At 55.7% G+C, this 16,578-nt stretch carries 14 protein-coding genes; 9 read left to right on the top strand and 5 right to left on the bottom strand.

Annotated elements, in window-relative coordinates; genetic code table 11:
* Positions 1 to 3: 3 nt before the first annotated feature.
* The 9 genes from fabG (at position 4) to ptsG (ending at position 8,679) form a co-directional block, all read left to right on the top strand.
* Positions 4 to 738, top strand: a complete 735-nt coding sequence (gene fabG, locus HII27_RS02515; protein WP_035894171.1) for a 3-oxoacyl-ACP reductase FabG — start codon at positions 4 to 6, stop codon at positions 736 to 738.
* Positions 739 to 947: 209 nt separating this feature from the next.
* Positions 948 to 1,184, top strand: a complete 237-nt coding sequence (acpP, locus tag HII27_RS02510; protein WP_000103754.1) for an acyl carrier protein — start codon at positions 948 to 950, stop codon at positions 1,182 to 1,184.
* An 88-nt stretch (positions 1,185 to 1,272) separates the two neighbouring features.
* Positions 1,273 to 2,514, top strand: coding sequence for a beta-ketoacyl-ACP synthase II (gene fabF / locus HII27_RS02505; RefSeq protein ID WP_185666409.1), 1,242 nt, complete (start codon positions 1,273 to 1,275; stop codon positions 2,512 to 2,514).
* A gap of 141 nt (positions 2,515 to 2,655) precedes the next feature.
* A complete protein-coding gene (gene pabC, locus HII27_RS02500; protein WP_185666408.1) occupies positions 2,656 to 3,465 on the top strand; it encodes an aminodeoxychorismate lyase in 810 nt (269 codons plus the stop codon).
* A gap of 1 nt (position 3,466) precedes the next feature.
* Complete coding sequence (gene yceG / locus HII27_RS02495; RefSeq protein ID WP_185666407.1) at positions 3,467 to 4,489, top strand: cell division protein YceG; 1,023 nt, start codon at positions 3,467 to 3,469, stop codon at positions 4,487 to 4,489.
* Positions 4,479 to 5,120, top strand: a complete 642-nt coding sequence (gene tmk / locus HII27_RS02490) for a dTMP kinase (RefSeq protein ID WP_185666406.1) — start codon at positions 4,479 to 4,481, stop codon at positions 5,118 to 5,120. The genes yceG and tmk overlap by 11 nt, the downstream gene beginning before the upstream one ends.
* Positions 5,117 to 6,121, top strand: coding sequence for a DNA polymerase III subunit delta' (gene holB, locus HII27_RS02485; RefSeq protein ID WP_185666405.1), 1,005 nt, complete (start codon positions 5,117 to 5,119; stop codon positions 6,119 to 6,121). The genes tmk and holB overlap by 4 nt, the downstream gene beginning before the upstream one ends.
* A gap of 10 nt (positions 6,122 to 6,131) precedes the next feature.
* Positions 6,132 to 6,926: a metal-dependent hydrolase gene (locus tag HII27_RS02480; protein WP_185666404.1), complete on the top strand. Its 795-nt coding sequence runs from the start codon at positions 6,132 to 6,134 to the stop codon at positions 6,924 to 6,926.
* 319 nt (positions 6,927 to 7,245) lie between these two features.
* Positions 7,246 to 8,679, top strand: coding sequence for a PTS glucose transporter subunit IIBC (ptsG, locus tag HII27_RS02475; protein ID WP_185666403.1), 1,434 nt, complete (start codon positions 7,246 to 7,248; stop codon positions 8,677 to 8,679).
* A 141-nt stretch (positions 8,680 to 8,820) separates the two neighbouring features.
* Here ptsG and fhuE read toward each other — a convergent pair whose 3' ends face one another.
* The 5 genes from fhuE to HII27_RS02450 all read right to left on the bottom strand — a co-directional run bounded on the left by fhuE (position 8,821) and on the right by HII27_RS02450 (position 16,543).
* A complete protein-coding gene (gene fhuE, locus HII27_RS02470; RefSeq protein ID WP_185666402.1) occupies positions 8,821 to 10,992 on the bottom strand; it encodes a ferric-rhodotorulic acid/ferric-coprogen receptor FhuE in 2,172 nt (723 codons plus the stop codon).
* Between the two features lie 253 nt (positions 10,993 to 11,245).
* Positions 11,246 to 14,692, bottom strand: coding sequence for a transcription-repair coupling factor (gene mfd, locus HII27_RS02465; RefSeq protein WP_185666401.1), 3,447 nt, complete (start codon positions 14,690 to 14,692; stop codon positions 11,246 to 11,248).
* Between the two features lie 116 nt (positions 14,693 to 14,808).
* Entirely contained in the window at positions 14,809 to 15,735 is a 927-nt protein-coding gene (gene melR, locus HII27_RS02460) for a transcriptional regulator MelR (protein WP_185666400.1), read from the bottom strand.
* A gap of 181 nt (positions 15,736 to 15,916) precedes the next feature.
* Positions 15,917 to 16,255, bottom strand: coding sequence for a hypothetical protein (locus HII27_RS02455; protein ID WP_185666399.1), 339 nt, complete (start codon positions 16,253 to 16,255; stop codon positions 15,917 to 15,919).
* Positions 16,256 to 16,276: 21 nt separating this feature from the next.
* A complete protein-coding gene (locus HII27_RS02450; protein WP_185666398.1) occupies positions 16,277 to 16,543 on the bottom strand; it encodes a hypothetical protein in 267 nt (88 codons plus the stop codon).
* Between the last annotated feature and the right edge of the window lie 35 nt (positions 16,544 to 16,578).

Below are 16,578 nucleotides of genomic sequence, written 5' to 3'. Positions count from 1 at the left end.
AGCATGAGCTTTGAAGGAAAAATTGCACTGGTAACGGGTGCAAGCCGCGGTATTGGCCGCGCAATCGCTGAAACTCTCGTCGCTCGCGGCGCGAAAGTTATCGGTACTGCGACCAGCGAAAGCGGCGCGCAGGCGATTAGCGATTATTTGGGTGCGAACGGTAAAGGTCTGCTGTTGAATGTGACCGATCCGGCATCTATTGAATCTGTTCTCGGAAATATCCGCGCGGAATTTGGCGAAGTCGACATTCTGGTCAATAATGCCGGGATTACTCGTGATAACCTGTTAATGCGCATGAAAGATGACGAGTGGAACGATATCATCGAAACCAACCTGTCATCTGTTTTCCGTCTGTCAAAAGCGGTAATGCGCGCTATGATGAAAAAGCGTCATGGGCGTATCATCACTATCGGTTCTGTGGTTGGTACCATGGGAAATGCAGGTCAGGCTAACTACGCTGCGGCGAAAGCGGGTCTGATCGGCTTCAGTAAATCACTGGCGCGTGAAGTTGCGTCACGCGGTATTACTGTGAACGTTGTTGCTCCGGGCTTTATTGAAACGGACATGACGCGTGCGCTGACCGATGAGCAGCGTGCGGGTACACTGGCGGCAGTTCCTGCGGGGCGCCTCGGCACTCCAAATGAAATCGCTAGTGCGGTTGCATTTTTGGCCTCCGACGAAGCAAGTTACATCACTGGTGAAACGTTGCACGTAAACGGCGGGATGTACATGGTCTGATTGCGTTTTGCACAAAGTGCTCAGACAACGGGCAATCTACGTATGTCTGAGCATGATTAGTGCAAAATCATTTGCGTTATGAGGGCAAACACCCTCAAAATAGCGTAAAATCGTGGTACGACCTGCCGGGATTTAGTTGCAAATTTTTCAACATTTTATACACTACGAAAACCATCGCGAAAGCGAGTTTTGATAGGAAATTTAAGAGTATGAGCACTATCGAAGAACGCGTTAAGAAAATCATCGGCGAACAGCTGGGCGTTAAGCAGGAAGAAGTGACCAACAATGCTTCCTTCGTTGAAGACCTGGGCGCAGATTCTCTTGACACCGTTGAGCTGGTAATGGCTCTGGAAGAAGAGTTTGATACTGAGATTCCGGACGAAGAAGCTGAGAAAATCACCACCGTTCAGGCTGCCATTGATTACATCAACGGTCACCAGGCGTAAGTGAACATCTCCAGGCGGTCATTCGACCGCCTGAGTTTTATCTTTTTGTCCCACAAGTATCTATTTTATCCCTCCCTGGAGGACAAACGTGTCTAAGCGTCGTGTAGTTGTGACCGGACTGGGCATGTTGTCTCCTGTCGGCAATACCGTAGAGTCTACCTGGAAAGCTCTCCTTGCCGGTCAGAGTGGCATCAGCCTGATCGACCATTTCGATACTAGCGCCTATGCAACCAAATTTGCTGGCTTAGTAAAGGATTTTAACTGTGATGACATTATCTCGCGCAAAGAACAGCGCAAGATGGATGCCTTCATTCAATATGGAATTGTCGCTGGCGTTCAGGCCATGCAGGATTCTGGCCTTGAAATTACGGAAGAGAACGCTCACCGTATTGGCGCCGCTATTGGCTCCGGTATTGGCGGTCTCGGTCTTATCGAAGAAAACCACACCTCTCTGGTGAATGGTGGTCCTCGTAAGATCAGCCCGTTCTTCGTTCCGTCGACGATTGTTAACATGGTGGCAGGTCACCTGACCATCATGTTCGGTTTGCGTGGGCCAAGCATCTCCATCGCGACCGCCTGTACTTCCGGTGTGCACAACATCGGTCAGGCCGCGCGTATCATCGCTTATGGCGATGCGGATGCGATGGTTGCCGGTGGCGCTGAAAAAGCCAGTACCCCTCTGGGCGTTGGTGGTTTCGGTGCGGCGCGTGCGCTGTCTACGCGTAACGATAACCCGCAGGCGGCGAGCCGTCCGTGGGATAAAGAGCGTGATGGCTTTGTGCTGGGTGACGGCGCAGGTATGGTCGTACTGGAAGAGTACGAGCACGCGAAAAAACGTGGCGCGAAAATCTATGCTGAAGTCGTTGGCTTCGGTATGAGCAGCGATGCGTACCACATGACTTCACCGCCGGAAAACGGCGCAGGTGCAGCGCTGGCGATGGTTAACGCTATTCGCGACGCGGGCATTGATGCGGGCCAGATTGGTTACGTGAACGCCCACGGGACCTCTACGCCAGCGGGCGATAAAGCAGAAGCGCAGGCCGTTAAGTCTGTCTTCGGCGACGCTGCGAGCCGCGTAATGGTCAGCTCCACCAAGTCTATGACCGGCCATCTGCTCGGTGCTGCAGGCGCAGTAGAATCTATCTACTCCATCCTGGCACTGCGCGATCAGGCCGTTCCGCCAACCATCAACCTGGATAATCCGGATGAAGGTTGTGACCTGGACTTCGTACCTCACGAAGCGCGTCAGGTCAGCGGTATGGAGTACACCCTGTGTAACTCCTTCGGCTTTGGTGGTACCAACGGTTCACTGATCTTCAAAAAGGTCTGAGCCTGATTGTCTGATGGCGACGCGCTATCAGACAACGCATCGATGAAGGCCCGCATGTCGGGCCTTTTTTTATTCAGCTTTCTCTGCTTGTTCAGCGCGTTTCATCCTGCGACACTACCCGACCATCAATAAGGAGCCGCTATGTTCTTGATTAATGGCCTCGAGCAGAACACGCTCGCGGTGAACGATCGCGCTACTCAGTTTGGTGACGGTTGCTTTACCACCGCCAGAGTGGTCAACGGCCGGGTGCAGCTTCTGCCTGCGCACATCGCTCGCCTGCAATCCGCCTGTCAGCGGCTGGCTATTCCCTTCGAATTATGGTCAACGCTCAGCGATGAGATGATGATGCTGGCGCAGCGCCTGCAAAATGGGGTGCTCAAAATCATTCTTAGCCGTGGCGCAGGTGGCCGTGGCTATAGCGGCAGCGCCTGCCAGACGCCGACGCGGATACTCTCGACATCGGCTGCACCAGCCCATTACGCGCGCTGGAAAGCGGAGGGGATCACTCTTGCGCTCAGCCCGGTAACGCTTGGACGTAACCCGTATCTCGCGGGTCTTAAGCATCTCAATCGCCTCGAGCAGGTGCTGATTCGTTCTCATCTTGAGCAGACGACGGCCGATGAGGCCCTTGTCCTTGACAGCGACGGGTGGCTTACGGAATGCTGTGCCGCCAATCTGTTCTGGCGCTGCGGGCAGGATGTGTTTACGCCGCGCCTTGACCAGGCCGGAGTGGATGGGATTATGCGCCAGTTTATTATTGCGCAGCTGGCACGCTCGGCGTTTCGCGTTGTCGAAGTGAATGCGCCGCTGACGGCGATAGCGGATGCGGATGAAGTGCTTATTTGTAACGCGCTGATGCCGCTTGTCCCCGTTCAGCACTATGCGGAGCAGCAGTGGTCTGCCCGCGAACTTTACCAATTTCTAGCCCCACTTTGTGAGTCGCCTGATTAGCATGAAGAAAATGTTACGCGTAGTTTTGTTACTGTTGGTTATTCTGGGCATTGCCGCCGGTATTGGCGTGTGGAAAGTCCGACAGCTCGCCAACAGTACGCTCCTGATTAAAGACGAGACGGTCTTTACGCTAAAAACCGGCACCGGGCGACTGGCGCTGGGCGACCAACTTTACGCCGAGAAAGTGATCAACCGTCCACGGGTCTTCCAGTGGCTGCTGCGTCTTGAACCAGAGCTTTCCCACTTTAAGGCTGGCACCTATCGTTTCACGCCGCAGATGACTGTGCGTGAAATGCTGCAGTTGCTGGGTAGCGGCAAAGAGGCGCAGTTCCCGCTGCGTTTTGTTGAAGGGATGCGCCTCAGCGACTATCTCAAGCAGCTACGTGAAGCGCCGTACATCAAACACACGCTGAGCGATGATAAATACGCCACGGTAGCCGAAGCGCTTAAGTTCAATAACCCGGAATGGGTGGAAGGCTGGTTCTGGCCTGACACCTGGATGTACACCGCCAATACCAGCGATGTCGCCATCCTCAAGCGCGCGCACCAGAAAATGGTCGCACAGGTCGATAAAGTCTGGGAAGGGCGAGCGGAGAACCTGCCGTATAACGACAAAAATCAGCTGGTGACGATGGCCTCTATCATTGAGAAAGAGACCGCAGTGCCAGAAGAGCGCGACCGCGTGGCGTCGGTGTTTATCAACCGCCTGCGCATCGGCATGCGTCTGCAAACCGATCCGACCGTTATCTACGGTATGGGTGAGCGCTACGATGGAAAGCTTTCCCGTAAGGATCTTGAGACCCCGACCGCGTATAATACCTACACGATTTCTGGCCTGCCGCCGGGCGCGATTGCTAGCCCGGGCGAAGCCTCGCTGAATGCCGCCGCGCATCCGGCAAAAACGCCGTACCTCTATTTTGTGGCCGACGGCAAAGGCGGGCATACGTTTAATACCAATCTTGCGAGCCATAACCGCTCGGTACAGGATTACCTGAAAGTGCTAAAGGATAAAAATGCGCAGTAATTACATCGTCATTGAAGGACTGGAAGGGGCGGGCAAAACCACCGCTCGCGACGTGGTTGTCGAAACGCTTCGCAACCTCGGCGTAAACGACCTGCTGTTCACCCGTGAACCGGGCGGCACCGTGCTGGCAGAAAAACTGCGCAGCCTGGTGCTGGACATCAAATCAGTCGGCGACGAAGTGATTACCGATAAAGCGGAAGTGCTGATGTTCTACGCCGCGCGCGTGCAACTGGTTGAAACGGTGATCAAACCAGCACTGGCGAGCGGGAAGTGGGTTATTGGCGATCGCCACGATCTCTCGACTCAGGCCTATCAGGGCGGTGGTCGCGGTATCGATAGAGAGATGCTGTCGACGCTGCGCAATACGGTGCTTGGCGATTTTCGTCCGAACCTGACTATTTATCTCGACGTGACGCCGGAAGTGGGCCTGAAGCGTGCCCGTGCGCGTGGTGACCTCGACCGTATTGAGCAGGAGTCGCTGAACTTCTTCAACCGCACCCGCGCCCGTTATCTGGAGCTGGCGGCGGAAGATAGCAGTATTATTACTGTCGATGCCACCCAGCCGCTGGACAACGTGATGAACGATATCCGTGCGGCGGTCACCGCCTGGGTTGCGGAGCAGCAGGCATGAAATGGTATCCGTGGTTACGCCCACCGTTTGAGCAGCTTGTCGCAAGCTACCAGGCCGGACGGGGTCACCACGCGCTGTTGATTCAGGCGCGCGGCGGAATGGGGGCTGATTCACTGGCCTACGCCATCACCCGTTTTCTGATGTGCCAGACCCCCGACGGCCATAAAAGCTGCGGTCAGTGCCATAGCTGCCAGCTGATGCAGGCGGGGACGCACCCGGATTACTACGTGCTGCAGCCGGAGAAAGGCAAAAGCACGTTGGGCATTGATGCGGTGCGCGACACCAGCGAAAAGCTGTATGAACATTCACGCCTTGGCGGGGCGAAGGTGGTGTGGATTGCCGATGCGGCACTGCTGACCGAAGCCGCCGCCAACGCGTTGTTAAAAACGCTGGAAGAGCCGCCGAAGAACACCTGGTTCTTCCTCGCTTGTGAAGAGCCAGCTCGCCTGTTGGCGACGCTGCGCAGTCGCTGCCGCGCTTTTCATCTGGCGCCGCCGAGCGAAGCCTATGCGCTGGCGTGGCTGGAGCGAGAAATCAGCCAGCCGCGAGAGACGCTGCTCACCGCGCTGCGCCTGTGCGACCATGCGCCAGCGGCCGCGCTGGAACTGCTGTCTCCAGAAAGTTGGGGCGCGCGCGAAAAGCTCTGCCAGGCGCTGAGCGCCACCTTAACCAGCGGTGACTGGCTGGCGCTTTTGCCGACGCTGAACCATGATTCAGTCGTGGCGCGTCTGCACTGGTTCTCGTCGCTGCTGCTGGACGCGCTGAAGCATCAACAGCGCATTACGCGGCTGACCAACGCCGATAGCCTTGGCTTAGTACATCAACTGGCGAACATGCTATCCGCTTCCCGCCTACAGGTGATAGCCGCCGATGCCTGCACCTGCCGCGAGCAGCTGCTGAGCGTGACGGGGCTGAACCGAGAATTGATCCTCACCGAGCGCCTGCTGCGCTGGGAACAGTATTTGCAACCTGGTGTGGTACTGCCAGTATCCCACCTCTAAGAGAGACATCATGTTTTTAGTCGACTCGCATTGCCATCTTGATGGCCTTAATTATGAATCCCTGCACAAAGACGTTGACGATGTGATGGCGAAAGCCGCCGCGCGCGACGTCCGTTTTGCCCTCGCAGTCGCCACTACCATTCCTGGCTATCGCAGCATGCGTGAGCTGGTGGGCAATCGCCCGGAAGTGGTCTTTTCCTGCGGCGTTCACCCGCTGAATCAGGACGAGCCGTACGATGTTGAAGAACTGCGTCGTCTGGCGGCGGAAGAGGGTGTGGTCGCAATGGGGGAAACCGGGCTGGACTATTTCTACACCCCGGAAACCAAAGCGCAGCAGCAGCTCTCTTTTCGCCAGCACATTCAGATTGGCCGCGAGCTGAACAAGCCGGTCATCGTTCATACCCGCGACGCGCGTGCCGATACCCTGGCCATCCTGCAGGAAGAAAAGGTGACGGATTGCGGCGGTGTACTACACTGTTTCACTGAAGATAGAGAGACGGCGGGTAAGCTACTGGATATGGGCTTCTATATCTCGTTTTCCGGCATTGTCACTTTCCGTAATGCGGAGCAGCTTCGCGATGCCGCACGCTATGTACCGCTGGACAGGTTGCTGGTTGAGACCGATTCCCCGTACCTGGCTCCGGTACCGCATCGTGGTAAAGAGAACCAGCCAGCGATGGTTCGAGACGTGGCAGAGTACATGGCGGTGCTGAAGGGCGTAAGCCTTGAACAGCTTGCGCTGCAGACGACAGATAACTTCGCCCGCCTTTTCCACATCGCCCCATCCCGCCTGCAATCTGCCTGATTTCATAGCTTATTTTATTGCTCGTAATTAATAGACAAAGCGAGTACAGTTCACCGCCATAAAAGTGGCGGTGAATGTTATTTCTGAAACATACAGACACGTTTTATGTAAAGAAGATTAAGATTTTGCGCTATAGCTCTTTGAAACGTGATAGCCGTCAAACAAAACCGGAGTGAATTATTTTACTCTGTGTAATAAATAAAAAGGGCACTTAGATGTCCTGTCCCTGGTGAGTCTCTCCCCTCTCACCAATGCGTGAAAACGTAGATATACACAACGTGTATAACAAAAGTACAAATACTCAGGAGCACTCCTAATTATGTTTAAGAATGCATTTGCTAACCTGCAGAAGGTCGGTAAATCGCTGATGCTGCCGGTTTCCGTGCTGCCTATCGCAGGTATCCTGCTGGGCGTCGGTTCCGCAAACTTCAGCTGGCTGCCAGCCGTCGTCTCTCATGTTATGGCAGAAGCAGGCGGTTCTGTTTTTGCTAACATGCCGCTTATCTTCGCTATCGGTGTAGCATTAGGCTTCACCAATAACGATGGCGTATCCGCACTCGCCTCAGTCGTCGCTTATGGCATCATGGTGAAAACCATGGCTGTGGTTGCGCCGCTGGTACTGCATTTACCGGCTGAAGAAATCACTGCTAAACACCTGGCTGATACCGGTGTTCTTGGCGGTATTATCTCCGGTGCAATTGCTGCGTACATGTTCAACCGCTTCTACCGCATCAAGCTGCCAGAATACCTGGGCTTCTTCGCGGGCAAGCGCTTTGTACCGATCATCTCAGGTCTGGCCGCTATCTTTACCGGTGTGATCCTGTCCTTAATCTGGCCACCAATTGGTACTGCTATCCAGACCTTCTCTCAGTGGGCTGCTTACCAGAACCCGGTTGTGGCGTTTGGTATCTACGGCTTCATCGAGCGCTGCCTGGTGCCGTTTGGTCTGCACCACATCTGGAACGTTCCATTCCAGATGCAGATTGGTGAATACACCAACGCCGCAGGCCAGGTATTCCACGGTGATATCCCTCGCTACATGGCAGGCGACCCGACTGCGGGCAAACTGTCCGGCGGCTTCCTGTTCAAAATGTACGGCCTGCCGGCTGCTGCGATTGCCATCTGGCACTCTGCTAAACCAGAGAACCGTGCAAAAGTGGGCGGTATCATGATCTCCGCAGCGCTGACCTCGTTCCTGACCGGTATTACCGAGCCGATCGAGTTCTCCTTCATGTTCGTTGCGCCGATTCTGTACATCATCCACGCGATTCTGGCTGGTCTGGCGTTCCCGATCTGTATCCTGCTGGGTATGCGTGACGGTACCTCCTTCTCTCACGGCCTGATCGACTTTATCGTACTGTCCGGTAACAGCAGCAAACTGTGGCTGTTCCCAATCGTCGGTATTTGCTATGCGATCGTTTACTACGTTGTCTTCCGCGTGCTGATTAAAGCACTGGACCTGAAAACTCCGGGTCGTGAAGATAACACTGAAGACACCAAAGCAACCGCAACCAGTGAGATGGCTCCGGCGCTGATTGCAGCCTTCGGCGGTAAAGAAAACATCACGAACCTTGATGCATGTATCACCCGTCTGCGCGTGAGCGTAGCCGACGTAGCGAAAGTTGATCAGGCTGGCCTGAAAAAACTGGGCGCTGCGGGCGTGGTGGTTGCGGGTTCCGGCGTTCAGGCGATTTTCGGTACTAAATCCGATAACCTGAAAACCGAGATGGACGACTATATTCGTAATCACTAATTGATTACGAGGTCGTAAAATTGGGGAGACTAAGGCAGCCGAATGGCTGCCTTTTTTACGTCTGTGAGATGGGAGTCAATCCCGGCGGCGCTTCGCCTGGACGGGCTACAGGCTCTATGTAGCCCGGGGAACCGGTTATTATCAGAAATCGTAGCTTGCCGAGATAGAGACGTTCATTGGCGCACCGTAAACCAGATACGAACCCACGTAGTCGTAGTACTTCTTATCAAACAGGTTATTGATGTTGGCCTGCAGGGCAAACTGCTTGGTTACCTGATAACGGCTAAACAGATTCACCAGCCCGTAGCTGCCCTGTTCGATATAGTCAGCCCCCTTCGGACCGTCGCTGACGTTGTTCCAGATCTTATTCTGCCAGTTAACGCCGCCGCCAACCGTCAGCTCGGGCACCATTGGCAACTGATAGCGGGTGAACAGCTTGAGCGTCGTGCGCGGCTGATCGGAGCTCACCGCTTTACCGTCTTTGTCATCTGCGACATAGCGGGTTGCGCCAAAGGTCAACTGCCAGTTATCGGTCAGCGCGCCGTTCAGTTCGAATTCGACCCCTCGGCTGACCACGCCGTCCAGCGATTCGTAGATAGACTCTCCGCTTGGCAGCTGATCGGAAGTGCTGCTTGCCACATGATCCTGTTCAATGCGGAATACCGCCAGTGAGGTTGTCAGGCGCGTATTAAACCAATCGGCTTTCACACCGGCTTCGTAGCTCTTCCCGGTGGTTGGATCAAGGTAGCGACCGCTGGCATCGCGTTTATCCTGCGGTTGGAAAATGGTGGTATAGCTGGCGTAGGCCGACCAGGTGTCATTGATGTCATAAACCAGGCCTGCATAGGGTGTGACGTCACTCTTGGTGCTATCAAGAAACGTTGTGGGAGCACCAGCAGGGTTATACTTGATGTTGTAGTTGGTATAACGTGCGCCAAGGATCAGGTTCAGTGGGTCTGCCAGCGAAATACGCGTAGAGGTGTATGCCGAGGACTGACGTATATCGTCTTTGCTGTAGAACTTCCACGGTGTCCACTGCGGGTCGGCAATGTTGCCGTTCCAGTTATTGAAGCTGCCCACGTCAACCATCGTACCTGCGGTGGCAGGCACGGAGTTATCGTAATGGTTCCGCTGGCGGCTGAAGCTACCGCCAAACATCAGCTCATGACGGCGACCAAACAGCTCGTAACCACCGCGCAGGAAAGCATCCACCGCATCCTGTTTGCGCTCACCCCGGTTCCAGCCACCGTAGCCGACCATGCCGTTGCCGGTCTCTTTGTCGGGGTACCCGTACATGTACATCATTTTGGTATCGAAATTGGTTTCGGTGTGCATGCCGTTGATATGGGCTTCCCAGCCGCTGTCGAAGCGTTGGGTAAAGTTGGCGAACACTTTTTTGCTGTCTTTGTCGGAATAAGCCCAGTTCGGCGCGACGGTGTCGCTGCGGTTATAGTGCGTTCTGCTGCCGTCGCTATACCAGGTTGGCAGGCCGCCCCAGGTCGGGTCATCGGTCGTGCTCTCCTGATATTCGTAGCCTACCGACAGCGTGGTCATATCCGTCAGGTCGGCATCAACAACGCCGTAGAGAAATTTTTTCTGATAGTGATAGTTGTCCATCCATGAGTCGTTGTCCTGATAGCCCGTAATCATGCGCCCGCGCACGTTACCGGACTCAACCAGCGGTGCCTGTAGATCCAATACATAGCGCTGCTTATCCCAGCTGCCGTAGGTGGCCGAAACGTTGCCCTGAAACTCCCGGCTGTCGGCATGTTTGCGCACCATGTTGACATAGGCTGATGGATTACCAGAGCCGCTCATCAGGCCGGTGGCACCACGAACGACTTCGATACGATCATAAATCGCGGTATCGGTGGTGGTGTCACCGAAGTTCCATACTTCGCTTATCGACGTCGGCAGGTCATCGTAGGCATAGTTGCTGACGAAAAAGCCACGAGAGTAGAACACGGTACGGTCGCTATCCTGTACTTGTGCGGTCACGCCGGTGGTGTTGGTTAATACTTCACCAATTGAATTCAGATTCTGATCTTTCATTCGCTGTTGGCTAACAACGCTGACGGACTGCGGAATATCGCGCGGTATCAGTAGTAGCTTGGTACCGGTGGTCGTGGTTTTGACGCTGTAATCCTGCTGCTGCGACTCCGGGCTGGTTTCATCGCTGCCTTCTACGATGATGGTGTCATCTTTGTTATCCGTGGCGGCGTGCCCCAGATGAGGATAAAGCGCCAGCGCAATGCCGACGGCCACGAGAGAAGGAGCGGTACGTCTATCCCGGGTAGTGAAAACAAGAGACATGGTAAACCCTTAATCTTACGAGTGTTGTTGTGATCCGCAGCTCTATGGCCACGATTGATAAAAAATGCCAATGCGCAATTGAAAACAAATGCAAATGAGAAATATACGCATTTTTATTCATATGTAAACAAAAGTAAGCCGGGTAATGATAGAAAGTGAAACGGTTTTTCAGTAGAGAATGACGGGGGGAGAAGGGATAACTGGTGGAGATGGCCCGGCGGCGCTACGCCTGCCGGGCCCGTAACGAAGAGACTCAGGCGACCGCGTTCTCTTCAAGCTGGCGCATAAACTGGCGCACCCACTCCATGCGCGTTTTACGCTCGCTCAGATCCTGGAAGAATTTGAGGCGTGTCGGGCCGTCGAGACGATAGTGCTGCGGTTGCTTTTGCAGTAAGCCAATCAGCCACGTCGGGTTAACGTGATTCTTCTCAGCAAACTCAATCACGCCGCCTTTCTCATTGCCTTCAAGCTTGCGGATCCCGAGTTTCTGCGCCTGCTGACGTAAACGGGCGATATCCAGCAGGTTGCGCGCGGCGTCCGGTAGCAGGCCGAAACGGTCAATCAGCTCAACCTTGATTTCGTCCAGCTCGTTCTCGCCCTTCGCGCTGGCGATCCGCTTGTAGAACGACAGGCGGGTGTTGACGTCAGGAATAAAATCATCCGGCAGCAGCGACGGCATGCGTAGTTCGACTTCGGTTTGCTGGCTGGTCAAATCCTCCAGCGATGGCTCGCGGTCCTCTTTGAGCGCATCGACGGCGTTTTCCAGCAGCTCCATATACAGCGTGAAACCGATGGTCTCCATGGAGCCACTTTGATCTTCACCGAGCAGTTCGCCCGCACCGCGAATTTCGAGGTCGTGGGTCGCCAGCGCAAAGCCTGCGCCGAGGTCTTCCAGCGACGCAATGGCTTCCAGACGTTTTTGCGCGTCGGTGGTCATCGCTTTCGGATGCGGCGTCAGCAGCCAGGCGTAGGCCTGGTGGTGCGAACGACCGACGCGACCGCGCAACTGGTGCAGCTGGGCCAGACCGAAGTGGTCCGCCCGCTCGATGATAATGGTGTTGGCGGTTGGGATGTCGATACCGGTTTCGATGATGGTGGTACACACCAGTACGTTGAAACGCTGGTGGTGGAAATCATTCATCACGCGTTCCAGCTCGCGCTCGCGCATCTGCCCGTGGCCGATGGCGATACGGGCTTCCGGTACCAGTTCTGCCAGCTTATCGGCAGCTTTCTGAATGTTTTCAACGTCGTTGAACAGGTAGTAAACCTGACCGCCGCGCAGCGTTTCACGCAGAATCGCTTCGCGCACCACCAGACTGTCGTACTCGCGCACGAAGGTTTTCACCGCCAGACGGCGGGCCGGTGGGGTAGCAATAATCGACAGGTCGCGCATGCCGCTCATCGCCATGTTCAGCGTACGCGGAATTGGCGTGGCGGTTAGGGTCAGAATATCAACGTCGGCACGCATCGCCTTGATGCGCTCTTTATGGCGAACGCCAAAGCGGTGCTCTTCATCAACAATCAACAGACCCAGATCGCGCAGCTTAACGTCGCTTTGCAGCAGCTTGTGGGTACCGATCAGAATATCGATTTTACCCTCGGCGGCTTCGGCCAGAATCTGCGTCTGCTCTTTGGCACTACGGAAGCGGGACAGCATCTCGATGCGCACCGGCCAGTTGGCGAAGCGGTCGCGGAAGTTGTCGTAGTGCTGCTGGGCAAGCAGGGTGGTCGGTACCAGTACCGCAACCTGCTTGTGGTTTTCAACCGCAAGGAAGGCGGCACGCATGGCGACTTCAGTTTTACCAAAGCCCACGTCGCCGCACACCAGACGGTCCATCGCCAGCGGCTGGCACATGTCGCTCAGCACCGCGTTAATTGCTTGCGCCTGATCTGGCGTGGTCTCAAACGGGAAGCTATCGCAGAACAGCTGATATTGTTCGCGGTCGTGTTTGAAGGCAAAGCCCTCTTTGGCGGCGCGCTGGGCGTAGATATCCAGCAGCTCGGCCGCCACGTCGCGCACCTTCTCGGCGGCTTTCTGCCGCGCGCGCGTCCAGGCGTCGCCGCCCAGCTTATGCAGCGGCGCGTTCTCTTCCGCACCGCCCGCGTAGCGGCTGATAAGGTGCAGCGAGGAGACCGGCACGTACAGTTTGGCGTCGCTGGCATAGGTGAGCATCAGATACTCGCCGGTAATACCACCCGCTTCCAGCGTGGTCATCCCGGCATAGCGGCCGACGCCGTGCTCCAGGTGGACCACCGGCTGGCCAATGTGCAGCTCCGCCAGGTTGCGGATAAGCGTGTCCGGGTTAATGGTGCGACGCGCGTCCTGACGACGGCGCGCTACACGCTCGCCAAGCAGGTCGCTTTCGCAGATTAACGCCAGGTTATTCTGGGTATCGATAAAACCATGCTCGGCGGCGCCAATCATCAGATAGCGGTTGTTGCCGGTGGCTTCATCCAGACGCTGGATGCGTTTCGGCGCAAGCTTAATGCGCGCCAGCAGTTCCCCCAGCGCTTCACGACGCCCCTCGCTCTCTACCGAGAAAATCACCGGGCCGGTAAAGGACTCGATAAACTTACGCAGGCTCTCCAGCGGTGACTTGTTCTGCGCCTGAACGGCAAGCTCCGGCAGCGACTGGAAGCCGAGGTTAGTATTGGCCGCTTTTTTCGGCAGGCTCTCGGTTTTGAGCTGCACGCGCGGCCATTTTTTCAGCTCGCTGTTTAGCTCATCCGTTTTCAGCCAAAGTTGGGCAGGCGGCAGCAGCGGACGCATCGGGTCGACGCCGCGGTTTTCAAATCGCGCCTGGGTATCGGCCTGGAAGCGGCTCGCGCTGGCGTCGATATCACCGGTATTAACCAGTAGCGTATTGGCCGGGAAGTAGCTGAACAGTGGCGGCAGCGGTTCGCTGAAGAACAGCGGCTGCCAGTATTCAATACCGGCAGGCAGCGTGCCTTTACTGACCTGCTGATAGATATGTTCGGCATCGCGCTTGACGTCGAATTTATCGCGCCATTGGCTGCGGAACAGTTCGATAGCGGTTTTATCGGTCGGGAATTCGTGCGCGGGCAGCAGGTTAATGGCGTCCACTTCTTCGAGCGTGCGCTGGCTGTCGACGTCGAAGACGCGCAGGCTGTCGATTTCATCATCGAAGAAGTCGAGGCGGTAAGGCTGCTCGCTGCCCATCGGATAGAGATCAAGCAACGCACCGCGGGTGGCGTACTCCCCGTGCTCCATCACCTGATCAACGTGGCGATAGCCCGCGCTTTCGAGTTGATTACGCAGCGCATCGCGTGACAGGCGCTGGCCTTTTTTCATCACCAGTGCGTGGCCGTGCAGGAAACTGTGCGGACAGACGCGCTGCATCAGCGTGCTGACCGGCACAATCAGTACGCCGCGCTGCATAGTTGGCAGTTGGTACAGCGTCGACAGGCGTGAGGAGATAATGTCCTGATGCGGGGAGAAGCTGTCGTAAGGCAGCGTTTCCCAGTCGGCGAGATTCATCACCAGATTATCGGTGAACTGGCTGATTTCGTCGTGCAGACGCAGCGCATTTTGCATATCCGGGGCGATAAGCACCACCGGACCGGCGTGACGTTCAGCGATCTCTGCCACCAGTGTCGCGCAGGCGGCACCGGTCAGTTCGCCAAGCTGGCGCTGGTCGCCAGATTTACTCGGTAGGTCGTAACGGGCATGTTCAGGCATAGTCGGCGCACGTTCTCCAGAAAGCCGTGTCTTCACGGTAATAATATAAATTTGCTGTACTTATTATCCGTGATGGCGGCGGGAGTGCAACCGCATAAAATGATGAATCCGGCGGATCAGAGAGTTTGTCGCTTCTGCTGGCTTAGCTTGCGGTACTGCTGCGGCGACATGCCGACGTAGCGACTGAAGGTGCTGTAGAAGCGGCTGCTGGAACGAAAGCCCGCCGTCATCGCCACATCAAGGATGGTTTTATCGGTGTCGCTCAGCAGGGCGCGTACGTGGTTAATGCGCATGGCGGTGATGTACTGCTTTAAGGTGAGCTGCATCACGCGCTGAAAAATGCCCATCGCATAGTTGGCGTTGAGCTTGACGTGATCCGCCACGTCGTTAATGGTCAGCGCCTGATCGTAGTTATCGGCAATAAAGCCCAGCATCTGGCTGACGTAAAACTGCGCGTGGCGCGAGACGCTGTTCTTGTGGGTACGCGAGGTTTTGTTAAGCAGGATGGGCTGCCAGCCGGAGAGGCTAAAGCGTTTGAGCATCAGGCCGATTTCATCGATCGCCAACTGGCGAATCTGTTCGTTTGGGCTGTAGGCCTCCTGCTGCCAGCGCAGTACTTCAAAGGTGCTGAGCTGCTGGGTCGCCAGCGATTGCACCACCATGCCGTGGGTGACGTGGTTAATCAGCTCCCGGTCCAGCGGCCAGGAGAGAAACTGGTGCATCGGCAGGCTGAAAATCGCCATCTGCCGACAGTCGCCCGGTCGCGTCAGCTGATGCGGAGTACAGGCCCAGAACAGGGTGATGTGTCCCTGTTTAATCTGCACCACTTCATTGTTAATCAGATACTCCACATCGCCGTCAAACGGCACGTTGACCTCCACCTGACCGTGCCAGTGGCTGGCAGGCATGGCGTGCGGCCGACGCAGTTCAATGTCCATGCGCTGGTATTCAGAATAGAGCGACAGTGGGCTACGGGTCTGCTTTTCATCGCCGTTGCACATATGCGGATCGCGGGGCAGAAAGGTGATTGGCTCGTCGCTCATGGTGACTCCGTTTCCTGAATTATCAGAATCATGCCAGCAGGGCAGACTCAAACGCGGGTGCTATTATATCCGTTAGCTATGTTTCGGTGAGTTGTAGGTGCAAGTCTGCGGCGTCAGTGCTTACCGGAAAATGTGTATTTTGCTGAAAGCGTTAGAGGCCTCCGAATGCGAGCCATTGTGCTTAGGGCCGGGAGAGTTGGACCATGTAGAGCAAAGAGAGATAGTTCTGGCGGGTACTGGAGAAAATGTCCAGAAGGGCCATATCTTCTTTGGGGAAATATCGATATAGGCAGAGATACTGCGAATCTACGTCTAACCAGCGTTGCAGCGTTATGCCCATTTGCAGGGCACCTGGGTCTGGTGGGTAGCGCGTCGGATTGGTTTCAATCGCGTCGAGTGCCCGCTCCAGTAAGTCGGCCGTGAAAGCCTGGGCCTCTTTCAGCGGCATCCGTGTCGCTTTGTACGCTTCTATGACATCGAGCGTTTGCTCGGCAGTCCTGGTAATGTATACGATCGTCACGTTGTCCTCCTGGACCCACTGTTACTCCGCCGCTCTCCTGCGGGCAAGGGCATCGCGACCAGAACTATAATGGCCTTCCTCATAATCACGCTGGGACAACCCGACCAGTTTCAGCATGGCTGCAGTTTCCATGTGCAGCTGGCGTTCGGCCAGTTCCGCTTCACGTTCGTCGGCGGTCTGCACAAACAGCTCTGTCGTGCCATTTTTGGTGATATAGACCCCACCTCTGAATTGCTCAGGGTTGCCAAGCATTTCGCGAGCCGACTTTTGGGAAATCGTGGTTGTCATCGTTTTACACCTTATCTCATTGGCCAACGGTCTGA

This window comes from Kluyvera sichuanensis (assembly GCF_014218705.1).
GTDB lineage: Bacteria > Pseudomonadota > Gammaproteobacteria > Enterobacterales > Enterobacteriaceae > Kluyvera > Kluyvera sichuanensis.
Note: the sequence above shows the minus strand (reverse complement) of the source record. Positions and strands in the feature narration are given on the sequence as shown.